General features: G+C 72.2%; 22 protein-coding genes and 1 other RNA gene. 12 read left to right on the top strand and 11 right to left on the bottom strand.

The window, feature by feature from the left end:
* Positions 1–40: 40 nt before the first annotated feature.
* The 3 genes from IF67_RS0130200 to IF67_RS45285 form a co-directional block, all read right to left on the bottom strand.
* Positions 41–1,117 (bottom strand): serine hydrolase domain-containing protein, encoded by a 1,077-nt coding sequence (locus IF67_RS0130200; protein ID WP_030991028.1) that lies wholly within the window; start codon positions 1,115–1,117, stop codon positions 41–43.
* Between the two features lie 56 nt (positions 1,118–1,173).
* Entirely contained in the window at positions 1,174–2,499 is a 1,326-nt protein-coding gene (locus IF67_RS0130205; RefSeq protein WP_037840038.1) for a multidrug effflux MFS transporter, read from the bottom strand.
* A 203-nt stretch (positions 2,500–2,702) separates the two neighbouring features.
* Complete coding sequence (locus IF67_RS45285) at positions 2,703–2,978, bottom strand: hypothetical protein (RefSeq protein WP_234341430.1); 276 nt, start codon at positions 2,976–2,978, stop codon at positions 2,703–2,705.
* Positions 2,979–3,005: 27 nt separating this feature from the next.
* On the opposite strand from IF67_RS45285, the gene IF67_RS45290 reads away from it, so the two are divergent.
* Positions 3,006–3,371 (top strand): TetR/AcrR family transcriptional regulator C-terminal domain-containing protein, encoded by a 366-nt coding sequence (locus IF67_RS45290; protein ID WP_234341431.1) that lies wholly within the window; start codon positions 3,006–3,008, stop codon positions 3,369–3,371.
* 47 nt (positions 3,372–3,418) lie between these two features.
* Here the strand turns inward: IF67_RS45290 and IF67_RS0130215 are convergent, their stop codons facing one another.
* Complete coding sequence (locus IF67_RS0130215) at positions 3,419–5,050, bottom strand: alkaline phosphatase D family protein (RefSeq protein ID WP_030991033.1); 1,632 nt, start codon at positions 5,048–5,050, stop codon at positions 3,419–3,421.
* Between the two features lie 165 nt (positions 5,051–5,215).
* Here IF67_RS0130215 and IF67_RS0130220 point away from each other — a divergent pair, with 165 nt between their 5' ends.
* The 3 genes from IF67_RS0130220 to IF67_RS0130230 all read left to right on the top strand — a co-directional run bounded on the left by IF67_RS0130220 (position 5,216) and on the right by IF67_RS0130230 (position 8,404).
* Positions 5,216–6,157, top strand: a complete 942-nt coding sequence (locus IF67_RS0130220; RefSeq protein ID WP_030991035.1) for a DUF4429 domain-containing protein — start codon at positions 5,216–5,218, stop codon at positions 6,155–6,157.
* A 94-nt stretch (positions 6,158–6,251) separates the two neighbouring features.
* A complete protein-coding gene (locus IF67_RS0130225) occupies positions 6,252–7,142 on the top strand; it encodes an SDR family oxidoreductase (protein WP_234341433.1) in 891 nt (296 codons plus the stop codon).
* Between the two features lie 218 nt (positions 7,143–7,360).
* Positions 7,361–8,404, top strand: a complete 1,044-nt coding sequence (locus IF67_RS0130230; protein WP_234341432.1) for a trypsin-like serine peptidase — start codon at positions 7,361–7,363, stop codon at positions 8,402–8,404.
* A 54-nt stretch (positions 8,405–8,458) separates the two neighbouring features.
* Here the strand turns inward: IF67_RS0130230 and IF67_RS0130235 are convergent, their stop codons facing one another.
* Positions 8,459–10,183, bottom strand: coding sequence for a CocE/NonD family hydrolase (locus IF67_RS0130235; protein ID WP_037840039.1), 1,725 nt, complete (start codon positions 10,181–10,183; stop codon positions 8,459–8,461).
* A 716-nt stretch (positions 10,184–10,899) separates the two neighbouring features.
* Between IF67_RS0130235 and IF67_RS0130240 the strand changes: the two genes are divergently transcribed.
* From IF67_RS0130240 to IF67_RS0130255, 4 genes are all read left to right on the top strand, one after another.
* Complete coding sequence (locus IF67_RS0130240) at positions 10,900–11,517, top strand: hypothetical protein (RefSeq protein ID WP_158713184.1); 618 nt, start codon at positions 10,900–10,902, stop codon at positions 11,515–11,517.
* On the top strand, positions 11,510–12,796 hold the full coding sequence (locus tag IF67_RS0130245; RefSeq protein WP_051818735.1) for an MAB_1171c family putative transporter: 1,287 nt from the start codon (positions 11,510–11,512) through the stop codon (positions 12,794–12,796). The genes IF67_RS0130240 and IF67_RS0130245 overlap by 8 nt, the downstream gene beginning before the upstream one ends.
* Before the next feature lie 149 nt (positions 12,797–12,945).
* Positions 12,946–14,289: an NAD(P)/FAD-dependent oxidoreductase gene (locus IF67_RS0130250; RefSeq protein WP_030991046.1), complete on the top strand. Its 1,344-nt coding sequence runs from the start codon at positions 12,946–12,948 to the stop codon at positions 14,287–14,289.
* Between the two features lie 107 nt (positions 14,290–14,396).
* Positions 14,397–15,317, top strand: coding sequence for a phytoene/squalene synthase family protein (locus IF67_RS0130255; protein ID WP_030991048.1), 921 nt, complete (start codon positions 14,397–14,399; stop codon positions 15,315–15,317).
* Positions 15,318–15,382: 65 nt separating this feature from the next.
* Here IF67_RS0130255 and IF67_RS40485 read toward each other — a convergent pair whose 3' ends face one another.
* Positions 15,383–16,114, bottom strand: a complete 732-nt coding sequence (locus tag IF67_RS40485; RefSeq protein ID WP_051818737.1) for a helix-turn-helix domain-containing protein — start codon at positions 16,112–16,114, stop codon at positions 15,383–15,385.
* A 598-nt stretch (positions 16,115–16,712) separates the two neighbouring features.
* Positions 16,713–17,113: RNase P RNA component class A (gene rnpB, locus IF67_RS40490), an RNA gene on the bottom strand.
* A 138-nt stretch (positions 17,114–17,251) separates the two neighbouring features.
* On the opposite strand from rnpB, the gene IF67_RS0130265 reads away from it, so the two are divergent.
* Positions 17,252–18,064, top strand: a complete 813-nt coding sequence (locus IF67_RS0130265) for a MerR family transcriptional regulator (protein WP_030991051.1) — start codon at positions 17,252–17,254, stop codon at positions 18,062–18,064.
* Positions 18,061–18,738, top strand: a complete 678-nt coding sequence (locus tag IF67_RS0130270; RefSeq protein WP_037840041.1) for a hypothetical protein — start codon at positions 18,061–18,063, stop codon at positions 18,736–18,738. The genes IF67_RS0130265 and IF67_RS0130270 overlap by 4 nt, the downstream gene beginning before the upstream one ends.
* Here the strand turns inward: IF67_RS0130270 and IF67_RS0130275 are convergent.
* Positions 18,725–20,209, bottom strand: a complete 1,485-nt coding sequence (locus IF67_RS0130275) for an RNB domain-containing ribonuclease (protein WP_030991055.1) — start codon at positions 20,207–20,209, stop codon at positions 18,725–18,727. The two genes, IF67_RS0130270 and IF67_RS0130275, sit on opposite strands and share 14 nt — an antisense overlap.
* 157 nt (positions 20,210–20,366) lie before the next feature.
* Here IF67_RS0130275 and yaaA point away from each other — a divergent pair, with 157 nt between their 5' ends.
* Together yaaA and eda are read left to right on the top strand one after the other, a co-directional pair.
* Positions 20,367–21,164, top strand: a complete 798-nt coding sequence (gene yaaA, locus IF67_RS0130280) for a peroxide stress protein YaaA (protein ID WP_030991056.1) — start codon at positions 20,367–20,369, stop codon at positions 21,162–21,164.
* 70 nt (positions 21,165–21,234) lie between these two features.
* Positions 21,235–21,981, top strand: coding sequence for a bifunctional 4-hydroxy-2-oxoglutarate aldolase/2-dehydro-3-deoxy-phosphogluconate aldolase (gene eda, locus IF67_RS0130285; protein ID WP_078889718.1), 747 nt, complete (start codon positions 21,235–21,237; stop codon positions 21,979–21,981).
* 152 nt (positions 21,982–22,133) lie between these two features.
* Here eda and IF67_RS0130290 read toward each other — a convergent pair whose 3' ends face one another.
* From IF67_RS0130290 to IF67_RS0130300, 3 genes are read right to left on the bottom strand one after another with little or no spacing between them, the layout of a single operon-like run.
* Positions 22,134–23,324 carry a bifunctional RNase H/acid phosphatase gene (locus IF67_RS0130290; protein WP_030991059.1) on the bottom strand — a complete coding sequence of 397 codons (1,191 nt, stop codon included), beginning with the start codon at positions 23,322–23,324 and terminating at the stop codon, positions 22,134–22,136.
* Between the two features lie 3 nt (positions 23,325–23,327).
* Positions 23,328–24,071: a zinc ribbon domain-containing protein gene (locus IF67_RS0130295; RefSeq protein ID WP_037840053.1), complete on the bottom strand. Its 744-nt coding sequence runs from the start codon at positions 24,069–24,071 to the stop codon at positions 23,328–23,330.
* Complete coding sequence (locus IF67_RS0130300) at positions 24,068–24,943, bottom strand: Nif3-like dinuclear metal center hexameric protein (protein ID WP_030991062.1); 876 nt, start codon at positions 24,941–24,943, stop codon at positions 24,068–24,070. Before IF67_RS0130300 ends, IF67_RS0130295 begins: the two co-directional genes overlap by 4 nt.
* Between the last annotated feature and the right edge of the window lie 190 nt (positions 24,944–25,133).

Genomic DNA, 25,133 nt, shown 5'->3' on the forward strand with positions numbered 1-25,133 from the left:
GACCGAAATTCTACGGTGCCCCGCGGTGTGCCCTGCCTGGTCAGGTGGCGCGGGACGCCGCACGGGCCAGCCGGGTGGCGGCCGCGGCCCGGGGAGCGCTGCCGCCGTTGCGGCGACGGGGGTGGACGGTGTTGGCGAGGAGGACGAGGAAGGTGTCGGTGGCACGGTCGAGGACCAGGCTGGTGCCGGTGAAGCCGGTGTGCCCGGCCGCGCCCCGGCCCGCCAACTCACCCATGAAGTAGGGCTGGTCGACGCCGAAGCCGAGGCCGGGCGGGTCGAGGAGGGCGGCCACGGCGTCGGGGCCGAGGATCCGGGCGGTGCCGTACGCGCCACCGTTGAGCAGCGTGCGGCACAGCACGGCGAGGTCCTGGGCGGTGGAGAAGAGCCCCGCATGACCGGCCACCCCGCCCAGCGCCCAGGCGTTCTCGTCGTGCACCTCACCGCGGACCATGCCACGGTCCGCCTTGGCCCAGGGCCGCCGCTGGTCCTCCGTCGCCGCCACGCCCTGCGGCGCCAGTGGGCCGTAGGAGGTGCTGGACATGCCCAGCGGGCCGGTGACGCCGTCCCGGATCAAGGCGTCCAGCCGCTGCCCGGTGCGCCGCTCCAGGATCAGCTGGAGGGCGATGAGGTTCAGGTCGGAGTAGAGGTGCCCGACGCCGGGCCTGCCGGACGGGGCCGCCGCCTCCGCCCACAGGAGCGCCAGTTGGTCGCCGCGGTCCCGGTGGTCGTGGAAGGGCAGCTCGGGGGCGAGCCCGGAGGTGTGGGTGAGCAGCTGCCGTACGGTGATGCCGCGGGCGAAGGCGGGCAGGTCGGTCCGGACCTCGTCGTCGAGGGCCAGCCGGCCGCGTTCGATCTGCTGAACGGCGGCGATGGCCGTGAAGAGCTTGCTGAGCGAGGCGAGGTCGAAGACGGTGCCGACCCGCATCGGCTCCCACAGATCGCGGGGCAGGTCGAGGCCGCGGTCCCGGCCGGGGTCGTAGGCGCGGAAGCGCAGCGCCCAGCCCGCGGCGGCCTCGGAGGCGACGACCGGGCCCCGGCCGGCCAGGACGACGACTCCGGGCGCCCAGGGCGGCCGGCCCTCGGGCAGCGCCCGCACGCCGCGGACCAGCCGTTCCATGCACGCGGGATCCAGTCCCGCCCGAGCCGGCGTGCCATAGGTGAGTCTCGGTGCGTTCAGAGCCTGGTCCTCTCGCCCGCCGTGCTCCCGTTGTCCTCCCCCCTACGCTGCCACGGGCGGCACATCCCCAGGAAGCTCACGAGCGCCAATATGGCGCAGGAGAGTTGTACAAGGGCCATCGGCAGGGCCGTCCGCTCGCCCGCGATGCCCACCAGCGGGGAGGCCACCGAGCCGAGCAGGAAGGTCGAGGTGCCCAGCAGTGCGGAGGCGGAGCCGGCCGCGTGCCGGGTGCGCAGCAGCGCCAGGGTGTTGGTGCTCGGCATGACCAGGCCCATCGCGGCCATGAGGACGAAGAGGCCGGCGGCCACCGGGACCAGGCCGACCCGGCCGAAGACGCCGGAGGACATCAGGAGCAGACCGGCCGCGGCGAGCGCGATCACGGCCAGTCCGGTGCCGAGCACCTTGTCGAGGCCGACCCGGCCGACCAGGACCTTGCCGTTGAACTGGCCGACACACACCAGGCCGACGGAGTTGATGCCGAAGAGCAGGCTGAAGGTCTGCGGGGAGGCACCGTAGATCTCCTGCACCACGAACGGCGAGGCGGAGATATAGGCGAAGAGGGCGGCGAAGGCGAAGGCGCCGACGAGGAGGTAGCCGGAGAAGGCCCGGTCGGCGAGCAGGTCGCGCATGGTGCGCAGGGTCTGGCCGAGGCCGCCGGAGTGCCGGCCCTCGGGCGGCAGGGTCTCGTCGAGCCTGCGCCACACCAGGAGGGTGAGCGCCACCCCGACGGCGGTCAGGACGACGAACACCCCGCGCCAGTCGGTGATCTGGAGGATCTGGCCGCCGATGAGCGGGGCGACGACCGGCGCCACGCCGGATATCAGCATCAGGGTGGAGAAGAACCGGGCCATCGCCACGCCGTCGTACAGATCGCGCACCACCGCCCGCGCGATGACGATGCCGGCCGCGCCCGCCAGGCCCTGCAACAGGCGGAAGGCGATGAGGAGTTCGGTGGTGGGGGCGATCGCGCACAGGGCGGTCGCCAGGATGTAGATCACCATGCCGGCCAGCAGCGGGCGGCGGCGCCCCCACTTGTCGCTCATCGGGCCGACGATCATCTGGCCCAGCGCCATGCCCGCCAGGCAGGTGGTGAGGGTGAGCTGGACGGTGGCGGCCGGGCTGTGCAGGGCGGCGGTGACCTGCGGCAGGGCCGGCAGATACATGTCCATGGAGAGCGGCGGGACCGCCGTGAGGCCGCCGAGGACGAGGGTGACGAGGAGTCCGGTGCGGCGGGACGCGGCACGTGCGGCCGGTTCTGCTGCCGCGCCCCGCTCGGCTATTGCGGGAAGGTCCTTGGGATCGGCCGCGCCGGGCTCCGTCATAGGTGTCTCCATGGGTCATCGAGGGCTGCACCATGGTGTCATGCACGGGACGCCTCCCGGCCGTTTCCGGCCCGGTCCCTTGGACCTAGGACGGGCGTCCCCGGGACCTAGGACGGAGGTCCAAGGAGCCTGGGACGGACGTCCCGGAGACGCGGGGCGGCGGCCCGGTCAAGGCCGCCTGGGCTCGGTAAAGGCGGGTGCCGTCAGATGACGAGGAGGGCGCCCCAGCCCTCACTGTCCTTCAGGAACCGGGGAACGAGGTAGAGCAGCGAGAAGTACGAGGTCGACAGGGCGCACACGACGGCGCTCGCGATCAGGAAGACCGGCGTGGCGGTCACCACGCCCATGCGGCGGGGCGTGCCCGCGAGGTTGATGGCCGTGGTGACCAGTGCGCTGCCGCCGATGGCCTGGGCGCTGCGGCCGAGGATCAGCAGCGGCATCGACTCGGCCACCAGCACCAGGAGGGTGCCGGCGGCCACGAGGGCGGCGCAGAGCGGGCGGCCGCGGTGACGGAATTCCCGGACCACTTCGCACTGGTCCGGACGATCGAGGCGGAGGTCACGCGCATTCCGCCCGCACTGCTGGAGGACTGGAAGGAGGCCGGACCGCTGTCCGGCCATCTCCGGCTCGCGCCGTATCTCCAGCGGATCGCCGACCGGGGCCTGCTCGCCTTCGACGACGCCGACAGTGCCGCGAACCACTTCAATCTGCTGACGATCACGGACGTCAACCAGCGGACGTTCTACGGCGCCGTTCCGATGCCGGAGTCCGAGACGGCCGGCATCGTGACGAGCGGCGTGGACACCTTCCTGCGCCTGTACGGAACGCATCCCGCCGCGCCGACGCACCGGGGCGGGCCGGGTAGCCCGTAAGCCCGTAAGCCCGGAAAGCGTCGTCAAGTGAGGCCGGACGCCCCGGATCAGGCGGACTTGAGCCCCGGATCGCCCGCCTCGGTGACGAAGGAGGCGGCGGTGCGGACCGGCGCACCGGGGGTGGTGACGGCGGACACCGTGCGGTAGTCGGCGCGGGCGGTCTCCTGGTCGAGGGTGACGGTGAGGTAGCCGCGCCGGCCGTTGTAGAACTTCAGGTGCGGGTTGGCGGCCAGGTAGGTGTCCCAGTTGGCGGGCTTGTCCGCGCCGTCCTTGCCGCTGGCGATCGAGGTGGTGACGAACTCGACGCCCGCGGTGCGCGAACCGGGGTTCTTGAAGTCCTTCTTGATGTCGAAGGCGTAGTGGACGTGCACATCGCCGGTGAGGACGACGAGGTTGTCCACGCCCGCCGACTCCGCGCCCGCCAGGACCCGGTCACGGGAGGCCGCGTAGCCGTCCCAGGCGTCCATGCTGAGCTGGTAGCCGGCGCCGGTGGCATTGCGCCGCTCGGAGAAGGTGACCTGCTGCGGGAGCACGTTCCAGCGTGCGGAGGACTGCCGCCAGCCGTCGATCAGCCAGCGCTCCTGGGCGGCGCCGGTCAGGGTGCGCCCGGGGTCCAGGGACTCCGGGCCCGGGACGTGCCAGCCGTCGCCGTAGGCCTGGTCGGAGCGGTACTGGCGGGTGTCGAGGATGTCGAACTGGGCGAGCTGCCCGTACTGGATGCGGCGGTAGAGCCGGGCGTCGGCGCCCTGGGGCCGCTGCGGGCGGCGCAGCGGCTGGTTCTCCCAGTACGCCCGGTAGGCGGCGGCGCGGCGGACGAGGAACTCGGCGGGCGGGAGGTGGTCCTCGCTGATGTCGGAGGCGTAGTTGTTCTCCACCTCGTGGTCGTCCCAGGTGACGATGAAGGGGTGCGCGGCGTGCGCGGCCTGGAGGTCCGGGTCGGACTTGTAGAGGGCGTAGCGCAGCCGGTAGTCCTCCAGGGTGACCGTCTCACGGTTGAAGACCGCGGGCAGCTTGCGGTCGGTGTAGTTGCGCACGCCGCCGGCCGCGCTGACGGGGTACTCGTAGAGGTAGTCGCCGAGGTGGAAGACCACGTCGAGGTCCTCCTCGGCCAGGTGCTTGTAGGCCGTGAAGTAGCCGTCGTGGTAGGCCTGGCAGGATACCGCGGCGAGCTTGAGGGCGGAGATCTCGGCGCTGCGGGCGGGCGCGGTGCGGGTGCGGCCGACCGGGCTGATCCAGCTGCCGGCGCGGAAGCGGTAGTAGTAGACGCGGTCGGGCGCGAGGCCGGTGGGCTCGATGTGCACGGAGTGGTTGAACTCCGGGTGCGCGTCGGCGCGGCCCTGTCCGGCCAGCCGCTTGAAGTGCTCGTCGTAGGCGACTTCCCAGCGGACGGTGACGCGGGCGTCCGGCATCCCGTTGCCTGCCTCGTACGGCCGCGGGGCGAGCCGGGTCCACAGCACGACGGCGCCGGGCTGCGGGTCACCGGAGGCGACACCGAGCGTGAAGGGGTTCTCGGTGATCTTCCGCGCATCGGCCTCGGCGGCGTATGCGGCGCCCGTGCCCGGAAGGTTGGTCGCGAAGGCGAGCGCGGCGGCGGCCCCGGTGGCGGTGAGAAAGCGGCGGCGGCCGAAGTGCGCGGCAGCGGCCCGGATCTCCTGCTCGTGCGGTGCGTGGTGCGTCATCTGGCCCTCCCCTGGCGGTGGTTGTCCCCAGTGATTGGAGGGGCGCGGGACGGCGTGGCGCTGTCCCAGGCACGACGCATGCATGACAGGTGGATGAGGACTGGGCCCGCACCGGACGCCGTCGGACAATCGCGGCACCCCAGGTGCCTCCGTAGGATTCGGGGCATGGCTGAACTGATGGTGCGCGACGGCACCTGGACCTTCGACGACGAGGTCGTACGCATCGTGCCGGGGCGTGAACGCGGGGTGCACAAACTGCGCCAGGATCTGGGGGAGTTCACGGTGCCGCTGGCCGCGATGGCCGGGATCGCCTACGAACCGGCCCGCAAGGGCGGCCGGCTGCGGCTCCGGCTGCGGGACGGCGCGGATCCGCTGCTCCAGGTCACCGGCGGCGGTCTGCCGGACGAGGCGAGCCCGTACCAGGTGGCCGTGGACGCCGCCCGGGTCGATGTCGCCGAGTACTTCGTGGACGCGGTGCGGCAGGCCCTGATGCTGGAGCAGATACCGGACGGGCCCGTCGGCCGCTATCTGCTGCCCGGCCCGTCCGTCCCGCTGTCGGCCGCCGGGGTGGACGGGATCGTCTCCTTCGACGGGGAGCGGGTACATCTCGAATGGCGCTGGAACACCACCGAGACCAAGCGCCACTGGGGCCCCAGGGACTTTGCGCTGGCCGACCTGGAAGCGGTGGAGTGGCGGGCCGCCGCCGGGCTGGAGTCCGGTTATCTCCGCTTCCGGACGCGCGGCATGACCGAGCGGTTCGCACCGGAGAACGACCCCAACTCCATCGAGCTGTGGGGCTTCAAGAAGGAGAGCGGCACGACCGCGCTGCTGGCTGCCGCCGTTGCGGCACGGCTGCCGCATCCCTCGGCCGGTCCGGACAGGACCCTCGCGGCGGGCACCCCGGCCGCGGCGGCGCTCGCTCCGCCCGCGCCCGAGGCGTCCCCCCGGCCGGCGGGCGCGGGAAGCACCGCCGCTGCCGACGACCATGACGCGCTGCTGCGCCGGCTGCGCGAACTGGGCGAGCTGCGCCGCGAGGGCATCCTCACCGAGAAGGAGTTCACCGCCACGAAGGCGGCGGTCCTCCAGCGCTTCCACACCACGGGCTGAGTCGCGGCTGCTGCGGCCGGTCCGCTCCCCGTACGCCGTTTACGCTGCCGCCATGGCAGAGAACACAGCGGGACGGGCAGCGCGGACGACACCGATGGCACGGGCCGGGCAGGTGGGCGGCACGGCGACCGCGGCGCGGCCCACACTGCCGGCGCCCACCTCCCGGGGCGGGCAGAGCGCGCAGACGGCACCGGCGGCACAGGAGGCCCGGCAGGGCGGTGCGGCGCCCCGGAAGGTGGCCGTGGTCACCGGCGCCGGCTCCGGCATCGGGCGGGCGGTCGCCCATGCGCTGGTCGCCGCCGACTGGACGGTGGCCCTTGCCGGGCGGCGCGCCGAGGCCCTGACGGAGACCTCCCGGCTGGCGGGCCCGGTGGACGCCGACGGTCCCGCGATCATGACGGTGCCGACCGATGTCACCCGCCCCGACGAGGTCGACGCCCTCTTCGCCACCGTCCGCGAACGGTTCGGCCGGGTCGATCTGCTCTTCAACAACGCGGGCACGTTCGGCCGGGCGGCGCCGCTGGAGGAGCTGACGTACGACGACTGGCGCGCGGTCGTCGACGTCAACCTCACCGGCTCCTTCCTCTGCGCCCAGGCCGCGTTCCGCGCCATGCAGAACCAGGACCCCCGGGGCGGACGCATCATCAACAACGGCTCGGTCTCCGCGCACGCCCCGCGCCCGCACTCCGTCGCGTACACCGCCACCAAGCACGCGATGACCGGACTGACCAAGTCGCTCTCCCTGGACGGCCGCCCGTACGGCATCGCCTGCGGCCAGATCGACATCGGCAACGCGGCGACCGAGATGACCGGCCGGATGCAGACCGGCATTCTCCAGGCGAACGGGCAACTGGCGGTGGAGCCGGTGATGGACGCGGCGGACGTCGCCCGCACGGTGGTCCACATGGCGGGGCTGCCGCCGGCCGCCAATGTGCAGTTCGCGACGGTGATGGCGACCAACATGCCCTACATCGGCCGAGGTTGAGGCCGCACCGGGCCGGATTGCGGCACCGGCCGGACGAGGGTGAGCCCGGCGCCCGGCCCGGACATCGAATCCCCGTACGACCCCTGCCCTCCTGCCGCTTCCGGTGGCACCCTTACCTCGGATCCGCACCACTCGTCTGCCGGGGCCGCCCGCGCGCGGCCCCGTTCCCCCGCGACCGCGCGCCCTGCCGCGCGCGGCCCCCGCAGAAGGAGTCACGCGTGAGACGAACCGTTCGTGGCATACCGGCAGTTCACGGCATATCCGCGCCGCACCCCGCGCACAGGTCCCGGGCCGCCCTCGGCACTCTGACGGCCGCCGGTACGCTGCTCGCCCTGCTGCTCCCCACCGGCTCGGCCGGCGCCGCCACCCCGCAGCACTCCCGCCGCTCCCCCGCCCCGCAGACCGCCTCCGGCGCCTTCTGGACCGCCGACCGGATGCGCGCCGCCGCTCCCCTGGACCTCGCCGCACCCGCGAAGAAAGCAACCACCACCGCGGTCCCGCGCAGCGCCCCGCTCAAGGTGGCTCCCACCCTCCCGCAGCTCCCGAAAGTGCCCGCCGCCGCCTCGTTGCTCTCCCAGACCCTCCCCCAGGCCGGCGGGCCCTGGACCGGCGGCGGCGCGGTCACCAAGACCACCGGCCGGGTGTTCTTCACCTACCAGGGCCGCACCGCCTCCTGCTCCGGCGACGCGGTGACCAGCAGCAACAAGAGCACCGTGATCACCGCGGGACACTGTGTGAAGCTGGGCGGCGCCTGGCACACCAACTGGGTCTTCGTCCCCGGCTATCACGACGGCGAGGCCCCGTACGGCAAGTGGCCGGCGGCCAAGACGCTCTCCACTCCCCAGTGGACGGCGAGTGAGGACATCAACTACGACGTCGGCGCGGCGGTGGTCGCCCCGCTCGACGGCAAGAAGCTCACCGATGTCGTCGGCGGCCAGGGCCTGTCCTTCAACTCCGGCTACAGCAAGGCGATGTACGCCTTCGGCTTCCCCGCGGCCGCCCCGTACGACGGCAGCAAGCTGGTCTATTGCAGCGGCACCACCATCAAGGACCCGCTGTTCTCCACCGACCACGGCCTGGCCTGCAACATGACCGGCGGCTCCAGCGGCGGCCCCTGGTTCACCACGTTCGACGAGAAGACCGGCACCGGCCTCCAGTCCTCGGTGAACAGCTTCGGCTACCAGTTCTGGCCCCACACCATGTTCGGCCCGTACTTCGGTGACGACGCCAAGAACCTCTACACCACGGCCCAGTCGTCCTGACCCGCTCCCCGGGGGCCGTACGGCACCATCCGTGCGGCCCCCTCGGGCATGCCCTCAGCCGGAACCCGCCCGCCCCGCGCCGGCCGGCACGACCGGCAGCAGCAGGAAGGACGGGTGCTTCCCGCCGCTGAGGAGCGTCGTCCGGCCCGCGTAGACGTCCGAGCCCCGGTCCTCGGGATCGGTGTGGACGAAGGTGCCGTTGCCCCGCATCGCGACCCCGGACGCCGACGGCCACGGCCCCGCGCCCGGGAACGCGAAGTCCCGGCCCAGTACCGATACGCCGAGGCGGTGGCCGGCCGGGACGACCACCGACGTCGGCCAGATCTCGATCTCCAGATCGACGGGTTCGCCGGGGGTGAGCGGCTGCCGCTCGTCGAAGGTGTGCCAGGGCCGGTACGGCTCGCTGCGCGCGGCGTCGAGCTTGCGGAGCGAGGCCCGCAGCCAGCCCAGCCCGATCGCGCCGTGCGGGTCCATCGCGCTGACGCAGGTGACATCGCGGCCGTCGGGGTCCTGCACCCGGAGGGTGAGGAAGAGATCGGCGTCCGTGGTCGACGAGGCCACCCGCAGCGACGCGGACGCGGGCCCGGTCAGCTCCAGCTCTTCGGCCAGCGGCTCGGTCCAGAAGGTCAGGCCGTCCCCGAGCGCCTCGAACTCGGCGCTCCGCTCACCGGGGTCCGCCGCCGGCGCGAGAGCGCGACGGGCGAGGTCGAGGTGGAACGCCGTCCACCGCGTCCGCGCCAACGGCCACTCCTCCTCGGCGCGTTGCTCGAAGCTGCCGTCGGCCCGCCGCACATTGAGGAAGACCGGCGGCTGCTTGTCCCAGCCGGTGTCCTGCCCCTGGAGGAAGTGCCCGAAGAAGCGCTTCTGGAGGCCGACCCCGTAGTCCGTGTAGAACTCGACCCAGTGCTGAAGCCCGTGCACTTCCAGCCACTTCTGTTCGCTCGCGACGCCCGCGTATCCCTCGAACCCGCCCCGGGTGTGCAGGTGATGCGCCCAGTTGGCCGCGGACAGCACGGGGACGGTGATCCGCGCCAGGTCCGCGCTCCGCTCCCGGTAGTACGCGTCGAGCAGCGCATGGTCGTGCAACGCGGCAACCGTGTCGGCGGCGTTCTTGGCCCGCTCCTCCTCGCTCAGGACCCCGGGGCCGGTGACCGGAACCCCCGTGACCCGGTGCCGCGGGCTGTCGGGGGCACCGTGCTGCATCGAGGCGACCTGGACCGGATACCACTGCGGGAGGAAGACGTGCAGGATCCCGCCGTGATGGGTGAGTTCACGGTAGAAGTCGGTGGCCCCCTCCCAGGGGCAGATGGCGGCGAGGTGCGGCGGCCGCAGCGCCGCGACCTGCCACTGGTTGACCGCGTGGTACGAGATACCGAGCAGCCCCACCCTGCCGTTGCTCCAGGGCTGGGCCGCCGCCCACTCGATGCAGTCGTAGTAGTCCTGCGTCTCGCGCGGCGAAAGGATGTCCAGGTATCCGGGCGACCGTCCGGCACCGCGCGAGTCCACCCGGATCACGACGTAGCCGTCGGGCACCCACTTCTCCGGATCGGCCGTTTCCCAGTTCTGGTAGCGGTTCGAGGACCCGGCGACCGCATCCGGGTGTTCGGCCTCCAGAGTGCGCCACATGGGGGCGAACCCCTCTTGAAAGGCAAGCCCCTTGGCGTACGGCCCCAGGCTCATGATCACGGGATGGGTCTCGCCGTCGTCCGGCAGGAAGACATCGGCGCGGAGCTCGACCCCGTCGCCCATCGTGATCGGCGCATCCCAGTCGACGAGCATCACACCGCCCTCGGAGCAATCCCCCCGGGCACTACCGCAGCAGCAGCCGTCCCGCCGACGGTCGGCCGCCGTTCCCTCCTTCCATTGTCCGCGGGTATCCGTGGCGGCGCCACGGCGTGCCGGCGCGGAGCGGGAACGGCGGCGGCGGGACGGGCCGGCCGGTACGCACTCGGCCGACGCACCGCTCTGACCACTGCAAACTCACCCGACCGCCGGGTAACTTTTCCATCACGGAGGAACCGGAGGGCTGCACTACACTCTCGCGAGGCGAAATGCGTCTGACATGCAGCGAATTGCGGGGCGATCCGGACGTTCCGGCGGGCAACGGACGTCCCCAAGGCCCTCGGCGAGGAGGAAGGGCCGTGTGCGAGCCGGCGCCATCTTTGGCTTGCGAGGGGCTTCCCCTTTCCCGTCCCGCTGAGGAACATTCCGCACGGTATCCCTCTGTAGCCTTGCCGTCACTCCGGCCGAGGTGGCTGAGGTGGTACGCATCCGCACGACGCCCGATCTGAGGAGGGGCCGTGGCGCGCCCGGTTCTCGTCACCGGCCCTCGTCGCCGGCGAGGCGGCAGGCCGGCGGCGGCAGTGCCGACCGGGGAGGCCGGCCGTGCCATGACATACCGACAACCCGACACCCGCCGAGCTCGACGTCGTTCCGGGCCCCGTACCGTCTTGTCCTCGCCCCGCGCGCAGCAACAGCCGTAGGAGTATCCGTTCATGTGGTGGCCCCGCCGCAATGGTTCATCGCAGCAAGCAGAGCTGCCGCAGCCCGCTCCTCGCCGGGCTCCCAGCTCCCCGTGGACCTCCCTCCGCGAGCAGTTGGCGGTCTTCTTCGCCACCTGGTCCGTCACCCGTCTCGTCCATCGCGATCTCGGGCTCTCCGGCGTACGGGACATGCAGGGCCTCGTCGACGCGGTGGCCGTGCGGCGCAACAAGCCGATCACGATCACCGAGGTGCCGCTTCCTCAGCAAGTGTCCGGTTTCTGTGCGCGGGGCAAGGACCGTGACTTCATCGTGGTGGACTCCACCGCGAACGAGCTGACCCGCCTCCACGCCAGCCTTCACGAGCTGTTCCACCTGTGGGAGGAGCACCCGGCCGACAGCGGCTCCTCCGACCAGCCCATGACCGAGGAAACCGTGCGGCAACTCCTTCCCGGGCTCAAGGCGGGACCGGTGCTCCAGATCCTGAACCGGTCGCACTACGACAGCGCTCATGAGCGACGGGCCGAGGCCTTCGCCACCGTGATGCTCCAACGCCACCTGGAGCTGCGGCGCGACCAGAGCACCAACGGGTTTCTCTCATCGGCTCTCTCCCACAGGAGGTCGGGTGTCTGAGAGCACCTCGAACTTCGTCTACCTGGCCATCGCGATCATCGACTTCGTGATCGCCGGCTGGAAGTGCCTGGCACTTCTGCGCGACCCCACGCCCACCCTGTCCTTGATCACCGTGAACTTCGTGGCGTCCGGCCTGGTGTTCGCGATGGCCGCTCCGGCGGGGTACCGGATGCTGGGAGAGCTCACCGGCAGCCCCAGCTTCGCCACCCTTCCCGTATACATCGGCATCCTGAGCTGCTTTTCGCTTCTCCACCTGCTCACGATGCTGTGGGATCCCCGGTTGCGGCAGCGCCCGGCGGTGCTGCGCCGCAAGGTCACGGCGTGGTCCGCGGCGTACCTGGCGGCACCGGCCGTCATGGTCGTCACGTTCTGCTCCGCCGACCTGTCGGGGCCGACGGCCCCCCTCGAATTCAACACGAACTTCGCGGGTGACCCGCTGATCCAGGTGTTCCTGGGGGTCTTCCTCACCACGCTGACCTGCGGAACCCTGAGCACCTACCGGCAGTGCCGCAAGCTGAAGCTGGAAGGCCCCCGATTCCAGCGTGCGCTGCGGTCCTTCGGCACCGCCATGCTGTTCGTCTTCGGCTATGTGGTGTGCTGGGTCCCGGCCATCGTTCTGGCCGCCTTCGGCAACCACGCCCTGGACACGGTGGGGGTGCTCGGCTCCACCTTCGGCTCGATCGGCGCCCTGATCACCAGCTACGGCCTCTCCGGAGCCGCGGTGGGCGCATGGCTGCGCGAACGTCGTGACATCAAGGCCTTGCAGCCCTTGTGGGATCTCGTCGTCGAAGGAGTCGACGAGGACCTCGCGTTCAGCGTGGACAGCGCACGGAGCCATCGCCTGGCATGGAACGTGGGATTCAACCTGCACCGCCGCGTGATCGAGATTCTCGACGGGATGCGAGCGCTACGTCCCTGGCTGTCGCCGCTGCCCGCAGCCGCGGTATACGCCGTGCACGAGCAGGCGACGTCCCAGGGCGCCGGTGACGCCCGGCGCCTCACGGATCAGGAACTCCAGGCGGCCGCCACGGCCGCTGCCCTGCGGGACGCGGCACAGCGCCTGCACGCCGCCCGGCGTGCAGCGGCGCTGCACGGTACCGGTCACCCCCAGGCGCCCGCGGGCCCGCAGGTGGCCCTTCCCGGCGAGGACACCCCGGCCTCCGGCGAACGCCAACGGCTGCTGCACGTCGCCCAGGCGCTCACGGCCCCGCTGGTCGCCACAGCACTTGAGGACGTGCAGGAACAGCGTTCCCGGACCGAGGTGGCCGAGCGGAAGTAGCCGACCGGAGCGGGGAGTTCGGACGGAGCCCGGTGCCGTCTGTCCCGCCGGACGGCTACGGCAGAATTGGCCCGCCCCGTGCCGGCGTCGGTGCCCGGACCAGGCCCGGCGCCCTGGAGCGCGGGAACATCAGTCAACTGGGGGATCTTGTGAAACGCGCTGTTGTCCTGGGCGGGAGCATTGCGGGGCTGTACGCCGCTCGCGCTCTGAGCGACCACGCCGACGACGTCGTCATTCTCGACGCGGAGGACACGGGGGAAGACGGCACGGGGGAAGCCGGCACAGGGCGCGGCGCTCCGCAGCGACACCAACTGCATGCACTGCTGTCCATGGGACACACCCAACTGGAGCGCTGGTTCCCCGGCATCACCGGCGAACTCGTCGCCGGCGGGGCACGCCTGGGGACCGGCCCCGAGGTGCAGTTCTACGTGGACGGAGCACTCAAGGCTCCCGTGGCCGACATCCGGATGCTGGGCGCCACTCGGCCGTTCATCGAAAGCCGCGTCCGCCGGCGGGTGGCGGCCCTGCCGAACGTCCACGTCCTCCAGGGGCAGGCCGGTGGCCTCCTGTTCGGCGCCGGCCGGGTCCGGGGCGTGCGTTACTCGACCGCCGAGGACACCTCGGCCGCGGCCGGCCATGAGAGCGAGCTGGATGCGGACCTGGTGGTCGACGCCATGGGGCGCTCCAGCCGCCTGGGCACCTGGCTGCTCCGCGGCGGGTGGGACCATGCTCCGCTGGACCGGATGAGGATCGACCTCGGCTACGCCACCGCTGTCTTCCGGCGCGGTGACGAACTCCCCGGCACGGTCGTCGCCCACGCGTCCCCGGGGCCCGCCAGCGGATACCAGCCCACGCTCAGCGAACCAGGGGCGATGGTTGCGGTGGAGGACAACCGCTGGATGGTGGTACTGGCCGGCTACACCGACCACCGCCCGGGGCGCGATCCGGGTGAGTTCCTGGCCCGGATGCGGCGCTGTGTCGGCCCGTTGCGCGAGATAGCGGACCACTGCGCCATGGACGGCGACGTCCGGACCTTCCACTTCCAGGAGAGCCGACGACGCGACTTCACCCGGCTCAGCCGGTTCCCGGGGGGACTGGTGGCGGTGGGAGACTCCGTCGCCTCGGTGAACCCGGTCTACGGGCAGGGCCTGACACTTGCCGCCCTCCAGGCCTCGTGCCTCGCCGCCTCTCTGCGCGCCGGGGCCGCTCCGCACGATCCGGCCTGGGAGTACTTCCGCCGAGCCGGTGTGGTGGTCGACGCGGCCTGGCAGGTGTCGGCGACCGCGGACCTTGCCCAGCCGCATGTGAAGGGGCCTTACCCCCGTGGCTACCGGCTCGTCCGCTGGGCCGGTGACAAGATCATGGAAGCCTCCGTCATCGACTCCCGCGTCAACCAGGCCTTCATGGACGTCGTGCATATGCGCCGGCACCCGAACACGCTGACCCACCCTCGTCTGCTGGCCAGAGCGGCACGCGTGCTGTCCACTCGCTGAAGCCCTTGCCTCGGACGGCCCGTGCAGCGATGACGAAACGGATCAGGCCCCTCCTTCGCGATCACCTAAGGTAAGGCCGGACCGTCAAGAAGGAGGGGAGCACCACGATGGCCACATGGCCGAAGGCTCTCGACCAGGCAGAGATCACGGACCCCGCACTGCGTCGCGACTACGACGAGCAGCGCCGGCTGGTGGCACGGTACGCCCGCCCCGAGTACACAGCCGTGCGCCTGCTGCTCCCCGCACGGCTCGTGCCCGACATCATCGCCGCGACCGCGTTCATGCACCACAGCGACAACCTCATCGACCAAGGGCCGGTCGATACGCGGATCGCGGCGCTCGGCGACTGGGAACGCCAGGTGCACGCCGCCCTGGAGAGCGGCACAGCCGACCAGCCCGTTCTGCGGACACTTGTCGACACCATCGCCCGGCAGCCGCAACTCCGGCAGCACGTCGAGGACTTCCTCGCCGGCGCGCCCCTGGAGGTGCGGACGGAGGGTTTTGCGTCGGAGAGCGACTTCCAGCAGTACGTCGACGGCTATTCGCTGCCCGCGTTCCTGCTCATCGCCTGCCTGCTCGGCGGAGCACCCGCGGAGAAGTACGTGGCCGGCTGCCGCACCTTCATCGAGGCGAGTCAGCGCCTCGACTTCCTGAACGACGTCGCCGAAGACCTGAGCAACGGACGCCTCGGCATCGCGGAAGAGCACCTCGCCCGGTGTGGCCTGACCCGCACCGACTTGAGCACCAAGGACGGCGCCCCCGACGGGTTCCGGGCGCTCCTCCGTGACCAGGCCCAGCAGGCCCGTTCAGGGCTGGCGGCGTCGTACGGGCTGGTGGATCTGGTGCAGGCTCACAGCCGGCCGTTCGTCCGCGCTCTGATCGGCATCCAGGGCCTCACGCTGCGAGCGGCGGCAAGGAAGGGCACCGCGCTGCTCCAGGGGTCCGCCCGGCCAAGTGTGGATGCGGCGCTGCGGATTCTGGTCCGGGAATACGTGGCAGCGCGTCGGCAGCGGGGCGCGAGACAGTAGCGGGCACCTCGCCGGGAACGGGCGGGAAGGACCGGGCCGGCGGCAGGATTCCCCGGCCGGCCCGTTCAGTTGCCGCGCCGGCCGGGGGGCGTACGGTCGTCGCTCTCGGGCCGCGCCAGGCCCAGCAGCCCCTGGATCAGCGGAAAGACCCGTCTTCTGCTCTTGGACGGCAGGGAACGCATTCTGTCCGTGAGCTCCCGCACCTCGGGATCCTCGCTCTCCGGCTGGCTCAGCGCCTCGGAAAGCGCCTCGCGGAGTTCCCGGTCGATCTTGCTGTCCCCGCTGGTGCCGCTGCGCATCGCCAGCCGGCTGATGCCCTTGCCCCTGAGCAGCGCGAGATGGGTCAGTTGCTCGTGCGTCGACTGCAACGCCCGGTAGAGGGCCTGACGTTCGGTGGCGGTGAAGAAGCCGGGCTCCACGTCGAAGAACTTCTCCAGCTTCCGGGTGACGTCCAGCCCGGGGCTCTTCCGCTTTCCGTTCAGGAGGTAGCCGACCTGGCCGTGGGAGATACCGGCCCCCGCGCCGATCTCGTCGAGGGTGTACATCTTCCCGTCGGGCTTGCGGCGGGTCTCCCGCAGGAAGACCAGACGCTCCTGGAAGGAGTCCTGCACGCTCTCGGACTCGTTGCCGTGGTGATCGAGCAACGCCTTTACACGAGGGACCGCGATGCCCGTCCGGTGCGAGATGTGGTCCATGTCGATGACGTCGCGCCCGAGCTCCAGGTCCCTCAGCAGCTCGTCGATCGATGCCACGACGGCTTGGAGACCATCCGCCGGGTGCGCGTCTGAGGCATCCATGGCGATGGGTGGACTCCTGGTCGGTAGACGGGCGGTCGGCCGCGCACTCGCCGCCGCTCCGAGGTTAACGGTCGCACGTACGGTACGCCATGAGTGTCACAACAATTGTGTCAGAGCAGTCTACCGGCGCCCCGGGAAACGGCCGTTGACGCTCCTGGATTAAACGATTGTTGACAACGGTGGTTTGGTTGAAGGATGCTCGCCGGGACGGTGGCACCGTGCGACGGGGCGTTCACGTCTGCGCGGGACCGGTCGAACGCACCGGTCACGTACCGACCGCGCCCGAGCACGATTCGTTCATGCGTCACAGGAGTGCCTTCATGTCGTGGTTCGCCACGGCACGCTGACACCGCATACGTCACCGCACCCGGTCGACGGCACCGCAACTGCCGTCCCTCACAGCGGTGGTGCCGGGCTCCACAGGGGAGAGCCCGGCACCACATCTTCTTCGGCACGTACTCGACCACGCGATGCGGCTTCGCCTACGAGGCGACGCACCTCGACCTCTGCTGCGCATGCCGACCGAGCCCGGCCCTCCCGAGGCTCTCGTCCGAGAGGGCCGAGAAAAGAGAGAGCCCAGCTCGGAGGAGCTGGGCGGCGGACGAGTCGGCCTGTACGCCGGGTTCTGTCGCCCCCGGTCCTTGCGGGCCGGGGGGAGACGGCCATCCATCTAGGGCTGCCGTTGCCGGCAGCCTCGTGCGGTCTACCCGCGGACTCGGGCGGGCAGCCCTCAGTCGTCCGCGCAGAGACATCAGCCGATGTCTCCTCTTGACCTTGCTCCAGGTGGGGTTTACCTAGCCCTCCGAGTCACCTCGGAGGCTGGTGGTCTCTTACACCACCGTTTCACCCTTACCCGGTCCTTGCGGTCCGGGCGGTCTGTTTTCTGTGGCACTGTCCCGCGGGTCACCCCGGGTGGGCGTTACCCACCACCTTGCCCTGTGGAGCCCGGACGTTCCTCGGGGGGATCGTTGATCCCCACGCGGCCGCCCGGCCGGCTCGTCCGCCGTGCCGACCATGCTACCCGTAGGGGGCACCGCCCCTCGCCGGGCTCTCCCCGGTTCCCTGCCTGGGCTGTTTCCGGCGCTCCCCCGGATTCGCTCTTGACCTTGTCGCAGCGGCAACGTTTGTACTGGGCACATGAGAATCGGTGAGCTCGCAGGTCTGATCGGTGTCAGCACCCGTGCCGTACGCCACTACCACCACCTCGGACTGCTGCCCGAGCCGGAACGCCGTGCCAACGGCTACCGGGAGTACGGGCTGCGGGACGCGGTCGCGCTCGCGCGGGTGCGCCGGCTGACGGAGCTGGGGCTCGGGCTGGACGAGGTGCGGGACGTCCTCGCCGACGACGCCGGGCGCGAGTTGCACGAGGTGCTGGCCGAACTGGACGCCGATCTGGCCCGCCAGGAGGAGGAGATCCGGGCCCGGCGGGGCCGGCTGGCGGCGGTGCGGCGGCAGGCGGAGGAGCACGGCGGGCTGCCCGCGGAGGGCCCCGTGTCGGACGAACTGGCAACGCTCTTCGCGCAGATGGCCCGCACCTCGGCCGCGCGCCCCGGGCCGGAGCCCGCGATGGCGGCGAAGGAGCGGGAGGTGCTGGCGCTGCTCGAATCGACGGGTGGCGAGGGAGGGAACAAGCGGATGGTGGAGCTGCTCGCGGAGATGACCGCGGCACCGGGGGCGATGGACCGGACGTACGAGGTGTACGGGTTGCTCGATGCGCTGGCGGAGGCGGGTACGGATGATCCGCGGGTGGAACAGGCCGCGCAGGCACTCGCCGACTGCATTCCGGACGCGGTGATCGCCGCGCTCGGCCGGGAGCACGGGGAGCGGGCGGCCGGGGCGGGCGCGGAGGCGGACGGCGGCTTCATGGCGGCCTACTACGCGCAGTTCACGCCCGCGCAGGCCCAGGCCGTACGCAGGGCGATCCAGCTGCTCACGGAGCGTGCGGGGTGAGCCGGCGGACGGCGCTGCGACGGCTGGCCGCCCACGAGGCGCGGTGGCAGATCAGCCTGGCGCGCTGGGTGGCGCGGCAGCGGATCGGCGTGGCGCCTGGCGACCTGGCCCTGGGGTATGCGGCGGCGCAGGCGGCGCTCGTGTACGGGCTGACGTTCGTGTGTGTGGTGGAGACGGTCGGGGTCAGCGTGCTGCTCGCCGGTCTTCCGGGGGTGCACGCGGTGATGCTGGTCGTCGACGTCTACACGGTGCTGACGATCCTGGGGTTCCAGGCCGCGGCGGTCACCCGGCCGCATGTGCTGGCGGCGGACACGCTGTGGCTGCGGGACGGTGCGCGCCGGGAGATACGGATACCGCTGGAGCGGATCGCTGCCGTCCGCTACGACCTCCGGTTCGTCGCGGCGACGGAGAAGGACGGCGACGGGGTGGTGGAGCTGAGGGTCGGCGGTCAGACCTCGGTCACCGTCGAGCTGTCCGAACCGGTCGTGGCCGTCCGGCTGTTGGGGCGGCGGGAGACGGTACGGACGGTGCGGTTCCATGCCGACGACGCGCGGGCGGCGGTGGCGGCCCTGCGGGCGCGGCTGACAGAGACGGGCGGCGGCGCGGCGCCGGAGACGGGCCGGGGCCGGGCCACGGCGCCGGAGACGGGCGGGGACGCGGTCAGGCAGGGGTGAAGCGGACCGGGCGGCGGCCCGGTTCGGCTTCGGCGAGGCGGACCGGGATGCGGCGGCCGAGGGGCAGCGCGGGGCCTTCGGGGGCGGCTTCGACGGTCCCGATGACGGCCGGGTCGTAGAGGTGGACGGTGCCGTGGGTGGGGTCCTTCTCCTCGATCTCGACGACCAGCGCCTCGAAGACCTCGCCGACCCGGTCCCGCAGCAGCGCCGCCTCGACGAGGTCGAGACAGGACCGCTCCACCAGGTTGGCGCACCGGGTGCCGGTCTCCATCTCACGGGGCAGGGCGGGCAGCGCGCTGCGCACCCACTCGGCCGGTTCGACGCCGGCCGAGGCGGCCAGGCAGAGCTCGGAGGTGTAGCGGTCGGCCAGCCGCCGCAGCGGCGCGGTGGCATGCGCGTACGGGGCGGCCACCGCGGCGTGCACCGCCTCGGAGGCCTGGGGCGCGGTGCCGTCGAAGACGGTGTAGCCGGCGCCGCGCAGCAGGGCGGTGCACTCCTGGAGGAACGCGGCGTGGGCGGGGCGCCGCGGGTCGAGCGTGCGGATCAGCGCCGCGTACGAGGTGTGGTGGGGCCAGTCGACGCCGAGCGCACGGGCGGTCAGCCGGAGCCGGGCGACCGAACCGTCAGGGGCGGTGGGCAGCGTACGGAGGATGCCGGTGCCGGAGGCGAGCATCAGCTCGGCCGCGGCCATGCCGGTGAGCAGGGAGATCTGCGCGTTCCAGCCGTAGGCCGGGAGCGGGGCGCGGTATTCGAGGGTGTAGCAGCCGTCCCGCTCGACGATCTCCTGCTCGGGGACGTTCAGGGAGATCGCGCCCCGGTCGACCTCCCGCTTCTCCCGCAGCAGCCCGATCTCGCGGAGCAGGGCGAGCGGTTCCTCGGCCGTCCCGTCGTCGAGGATCCGCTGGACGCCCGCGTAGTCCAGCTTGGCGCGGGAGCGGACCAGGGCGCGGCGTACGGAGGCGGCGGTCAGGGCCCCGTCCGCGTCCAGGTCGAGCTGCCACAGGACGGCCGGGCGGTCCCGGTCGGGCAGCAGGCTGGCGGCGCCCTCGCTCAGCACGTGCGGATGCAGCGGCACCCGCTCGTCGGGGAAGTAGAGCGTCGTCACGCGGTGGTGCGCCTCGGCGTCCAGGGCGCCGCCGGGTGTCACGAAGGAGGCGACATCGGCGATCGCGTAGTGCACGCGGTAGCCCCCGCCGGGGCGCCGGGACAGGAACATGGCCTGGTCGAGATCGAGGGAGCCGGGCGGATCGAGGGTGAAGAGGGGGAGCTCGGTGGCGTCCTCCAGGGTGTGCTCGGTCGCCACCGCGCCGTCGGCTGCCAGAATCCGCGGGGCGCGGGCGGCGCTGTCCGCCTCGGCCTGTGCCGTTGGCGGGAAGTGGTCCGGGATTTCCAGCTTCCCGCGCAGCTCACGCAGCGCGACGCGCAGCGGGGCCTCGGCTGCGTCGGTCACATGCATATGGAGACGGGGCATGAAATCGAGCGTATGGCGGGCGGCCGCTCCCGGCGCGGCGTGCGGGCGGCGGCCCCGGGCCGCACGGGCGGCTCGCGGGTTCTCCGTCCGCCCGTCGCAGGCCATACGCTTTCCCGGGGCCGCATCCCCGCCCGTACCGCCGTGAAGGAGAAACACCGTGCTCGTGCTGTTGCCGCCGTCCGAAGGGAAGGCCACGGGAGCGGCCGGGGCGCCGCTGGACGCCGGTGCGCTGTCGCTGCCGGGGCTGGCCGCCTCGCGCGGGGCGGTGCTGGAGGAACTGGTCGAGCTGTGCGCGGCGGACGAGGCCAAGGCCCAGGAGGTGCTCGGGCTCAGCGAGGGCCTCAAGGGGGAGATCGCCAAGAACGCGGGGCTGCGGACGGCCGGGACGCGGCCGGCCGGGGAGATCTACACCGGGGTGCTCTATGACGCGCTCGGCCTGGCGTCCCTGGACACGGCGGCGCGGAAGCGGGCCGAGCGGGCGCTGCTGGTGTTCTCGGGGCTGTGGGGCGCCGTACGCATCGGCGACCGCATTCCCTCCTACCGCTGCTCGATGGGCGTGAAGCTGCCGGGGCTCGGCGCGCTGGGCGCGTACTGGCGGGCGCCGATGGCGGAGGTGCTGCCCGCGGTCGCCGGGGAGGGGCTGGTGCTGGATCTGCGGTCGGCGGCATATGCGACGGCCTGGAAGCCCAAGGGCGAGGTGGCCGGGCGTACCGCGACGGTGCGGGTGCTCCAGTCGAAGATCGTGGCCGGGGTGGAGAAGCGGACGGTGGTCAGCCACTTCAACAAGGCGACCAAGGGGCGGCTGGTGCGGGATCTGCTGACGGCGGGTCTGGAGCCGGCGGGCCCGGCGGAGCTGGTGGAGGCGCTGCGGGGGCTGGGCTATGCGGTGGAGGCGGAGCCTCCTGCGAAGGGCGGCAAGGCGTGGGCCGTCGATGTGATCGTGACGGAGCTGTAGGACGCATCCGCGGGGCTGCTGTTGCGGCATGCGCAACGTTCGTTGCGGAGGGTGGGTGAGTGGGCGCACTATGGGCGGCGTGACACGCGCCGCCTCCTCCTCCCCCGGTCCCTCCACTCCTCCCCCGCTCCCGGCTTCGTTCGGGCGGGGGGACCCCCATGAGCAGGCGGGAGCCCCCTCCAAGCCCTCCGCTTTCCCCACTTCCTCGGTTCTCGGGCTCGCCCCCGTCATTCCCGTCGTCGTGCTGCACGATGCGGCCGACGCCGTACCGCTCGCCCGTGCGCTCGTCGCGGGCGGGCTGCCCGCGATCGAGGTGACCCTGCGGACGCCCGCCGCACTGGACGCGATCCGGGCCGTCACCGACGAGGTCCCCGAGGCGGTGATCGGCGCGGGCACCGTGCTCACCCCCGGCCAGGTCGAGGCGGCCCTGACGGCCGGCTCCCGCTTCCTGGTGAGTCCGGGCTGGTCACCACGGCTGCTGGGCGCGATGAAGGACTCCGGTGTGCCGTCCCTGCCGGGCGTCTCGACGGCTTCGGAGGTGGTGACCCTGCTGGAGGAGGAGATCACCGAGATGAAGTTCTTCCCGGCCGAGGCGGCCGGCGGCACCGCCTACCTCAAGTCGCTGGCCGCGCCGCTGCCGCAGGCCCGCTTCTGCCCGACCGGCGGCATCGGCCTGGCCTCGGCGCCGTCCTATCTGGCGCTGCCGAACGTCGGCTGCGTCGGCGGCACCTGGATGCTGCCGGACCAGGCGCTGGCCGCGAAGGACTGGGACCGGGTGCGCCGGCTCGCCCAGGAGGCGGCGGCGTTGGCGGCCTGAGGGCCGCTCGCGCACGGGAACCTGAGGGCCGCTCGCGCGCACGCGAAAGGGCCCGGCACATCGGTGGACGATGTGCCGGGCCCTTTCGCGTACCTGCCTGGCGCACTGCGCCCCCGAAGGCACGGCCGCTCGTGTCACCGCAACGAGGGGCGCTATCGCAGATGCGAGGTGTCGTTCAGCAGCCGCAGCGAGGCGTTGCCGTCGGAGTAGTACGCGACGACGGAGAGCGACGCCGCGGACAGCTCCATCCGGAACAGCGACTCCGGCGGGGCGCCCAGCGCCAGCCGGACCAGCGTCTTGACCGGGGTGACGTGCGTGACCAGCAGGACGGTCTTGCCCGCGTACCGGGCGAGGAGCTTGTCGCGGGCGACGGCGACGCGGCGGGAGACCGTCGCGAAGGACTCGCCGCCTCCGGTGGGCGCCACCTTGGCGGAGCCGAGCCAGGCGTCGAGGTCGTCGGGGTGGCGCTCACGCACCTCGGCGAAGGTCAGTCCCTCCCACGCCCCGAAGTCGGTCTCGCGCAGGCCCTCCTCGATACGGACCTCCAGACCGAGCCGCTCCGCGACCGCCCCCGCGGTCTCCTGGCAGCGCCGCAGCGGGGAGCTGACGACGGCCTGGATCGTGCCGCGGGCGGCGAGCCCGGCGGCGGTCGCCTCGGCCTGCCGGCGCCCGGCGGCGGAGAGCGCGGGGTCGGTGCCGCCGCTGCCGGAGAAGCGCTTCTCGGGCGTCAGGGGGGTCTCGCCGTGCCGCAGCAGGACGAAGGTCGAGGGCGGGCCGACATCGGGGCCCCAGCCGACCGACGGGGCGCTCGCGGACACGGCCTCCTCCGCCGTGTCCGCGGCCTCGTCGGCGGCCTGTGCGGCGGCGCTGCGGGCGGGCGCCGCGGCGGTGGCGAGCGCCGCCCTGGAGTCGCGCGGCTCCCACTGCCTGCCGATCTTCCCGGCATCCATCGCCTCGTTGGCGAGCCGGTCGGCGTGCTTGTTCTGCGCGCGCGGGATCCACTCGTAGGTGACCTGGCCGGACGGGAAGACCGAGCCGGCCTCGGCGGCCAGCGGCTTCATGTCCGGGTGCTTGATCTTCCAGCGGCCCGACATCTGCTCGACGACGAGCTTGGAGTCCATCCGCACCCGGATACGGGCCTGCGGGTCGAGCGCATGCGCCGCGCGCAGACCGGCCACCAGGCCCTTGTACTCGGCGACGTTGTTGGTGGCGGTACCGATGAACTCGGCGGCCTCGGCCAGCGCCTCGCCCGTCTCCGGGTCGAGGACGACCGCGCCGTAACCGGCCGGCCCCGGGTTGCCCCGGGACCCGCCGTCCGCCTCGACGATCAGCATGCGCGACACGGCCTACAGGCCCGAGTCGGGCGTACGGACCAGGATGCGGCTGCAATTCTCGCAGCGCAGCACGGCGTCGGCGGCGGCCGCCCGCACATCGTTGACCTCGGTGATGTTCAGCTCCAGCCGGCAGCCCTCGCAGCGGCGCTGGAAGAGACGGGCAGCGCCGACGCCGCCCTCCTTCGCGCGGATCTTGTCGTAGAGCTTGAGCAGATCGGCCGGGATGTCGGCGACGGTCAGCTCGCGCTCCTTGGTGACCGTGGCGCGCTCGGCGTCGATTTCGGCGTAGGCGGCGTCCCGGCGCGTGGCCGCGTCGTCGACCCTGGCCTGGATGGCCTCGACCCGGCCGGTGAGCTCGGTGACCCGCTCCTGGGCGCTCTCGCGGCGCTCCATGACCTCCAGGACGATGTCCTCCAGGTCGCCCTGGCGCTTGGCCAGCGAGGTCAGTTCGCGCTGGAGGTTCTCCAGGTCCTTGGGGGAGGTGACGGCGCCGGAGTCCAGGCGCTTCTGGTCGCGGGCGGCGCGCTGGCGCACCTGGTCCACGTCCTGCTCGGCCTTGGTCTGCTCGCGGCTGGTGTCGCTCTCCTCGGTCTGCGCGGCGACGAGCAGGTCGCGCTGCTGGATGAGGTCGGCCTCCAGGGTCTGCAACTCGGCCAGCTCGGGCAGGTTGTTGCGCCGGTGGGCGAGCTGGGTGAGCCGGACATCCAGGGCCTGGATGTCCAGAAGGCGGATCTGGTCGGCGGGCGCGGCGTTCAGCGTGGGGCTCCTGTGGTGTGGGTCGGGGCGAAGACGGGGGTGGACGCCGCGTGGGCGGTCCAGGGGTCGGTGACCGTACGGGAGACATGCGTGCGCAGTCCCCAGTCGTGCCGGTCGGAGACCGCGTCGAGCTGGGCCGCGGCCTGCTCGCACCACGGCCATTCGGTGGCCCAGTGGGCGGCGTCGAGCAGCGCCGGAGCGCTGTTCTGTGCGCCCTGTGTGGCCTCGGAGGCCGGGTGGTGGCGCAGGTCGGCAGTGAGGAAGGCATCCACACCGGCCGCCCGTACATCATCGAAGAGGCTGTCGCCGGAGCCGCCGGAGACGGCGATGGTCCGGATCTCGCGGTCCGGGTCACCGGCCGCCCGGATGCCCTGCGCGGTGGCGGGCAGCCGGCCGGCGACGTACGACGCGAGGTCGGCGAGCGTCATCGGATGCGTCAGCTCGCAGATCCGGCCCAGGCCGCGGCGGCCTGCCGGATCGCTCGGGTCCGGGACCAGCGGACCGACGATGCGCAGGTCCAGGGCGCCGGCCAGGGCGTCGGAGACACCGGGGTCGGCGGTGTCGGCGTTGGTGTGCGCGACGTGCAGGGCGATGTCGTGCTTGATGAGGGTGTGGACGACCTTGCCCTTGAAGGTCGAGGCCGCGACCGTCGTCGTACCCCGCAGATAGAGCGGGTGGTGGGTGACGAGGAGGTCGGCGCCGAGCTGCACCGCCTCGTCGACGATCTCCTGGACCGGGTCGACGGCGAACAGCACACGGCGGACCTCGGCGCCGGGATCTCCGCAGACCGTGCCGACGGCGTCCCACCCTTCGGCCCGCTCCGGGGGCCAGAGGGCGTCGAGCGCGGTGAGGACTTCAGACAGTACGGGCACGGGTGGAAGGTTACCTGCCGGCGATGACTTGGCGCCGGGCCCTTGGGTCCTCTCCCCTGCCCCTCCCTCTCTCCTGCCGATCCCTTGCTTGAATTCTGAAGCACAGCCGCCTCGTCGAGCACCGGAGAACCGGACAACTGCCACCCTTATGCGTGAAGTGTGGCGACTCCCGGCGATCGGCCGGACGTGC

The organism is Streptomyces sp. NRRL S-1813 (assembly GCF_000719605.1).
Taxonomy (GTDB): Bacteria; Actinomycetota; Actinomycetes; order Streptomycetales; family Streptomycetaceae; genus Streptomyces; species Streptomyces decoyicus.

What these genes read in the sequence shown, in the direction of transcription:
- IF67_RS0130275 (WP_030991055.1), bottom strand. Translation starts at nt 20,209, where the DNA reads ATGCCCCGTCTCCATATGCATGTGACCGACGCAGCCGAGGCCCCGCTG.
- eda (WP_078889718.1), top strand. Translation starts at nt 21,235, where the DNA reads ATGGGCGGCGTGACACGCGCCGCCTCCTCCTCCCCCGGTCCCTCCACT.
- IF67_RS0130220 (WP_030991035.1), top strand. Translation starts at nt 5,216, where the DNA reads ATGGCTGAACTGATGGTGCGCGACGGCACCTGGACCTTCGACGACGAG.
- IF67_RS0130265 (WP_030991051.1), top strand. Translation starts at nt 17,252, where the DNA reads ATGAGAATCGGTGAGCTCGCAGGTCTGATCGGTGTCAGCACCCGTGCC.
- IF67_RS0130215 (WP_030991033.1), bottom strand. Translation starts at nt 5,050, where the DNA reads ATGACGCACCACGCACCGCACGAGCAGGAGATCCGGGCCGCTGCCGCG.
- IF67_RS0130240 (WP_158713184.1), top strand. Translation starts at nt 10,900, where the DNA reads ATGTGGTGGCCCCGCCGCAATGGTTCATCGCAGCAAGCAGAGCTGCCG.
- IF67_RS0130255 (WP_030991048.1), top strand. Translation starts at nt 14,397, where the DNA reads ATGGCCACATGGCCGAAGGCTCTCGACCAGGCAGAGATCACGGACCCC.
- IF67_RS0130200 (WP_030991028.1), bottom strand. Translation starts at nt 1,117, where the DNA reads ATGGAACGGCTGGTCCGCGGCGTGCGGGCGCTGCCCGAGGGCCGGCCG.
- IF67_RS0130225 (WP_234341433.1), top strand. Translation starts at nt 6,252, where the DNA reads ATGGCACGGGCCGGGCAGGTGGGCGGCACGGCGACCGCGGCGCGGCCC.
- IF67_RS40485 (WP_051818737.1), bottom strand. Translation starts at nt 16,114, where the DNA reads ATGGATGCCTCAGACGCGCACCCGGCGGATGGTCTCCAAGCCGTCGTG.
- IF67_RS0130235 (WP_037840039.1), bottom strand. Translation starts at nt 10,183, where the DNA reads ATGCTCGTCGACTGGGATGCGCCGATCACGATGGGCGACGGGGTCGAG.
- IF67_RS0130205 (WP_037840038.1), bottom strand. Translation starts at nt 2,499, where the DNA reads ATGACGGAGCCCGGCGCGGCCGATCCCAAGGACCTTCCCGCAATAGCC.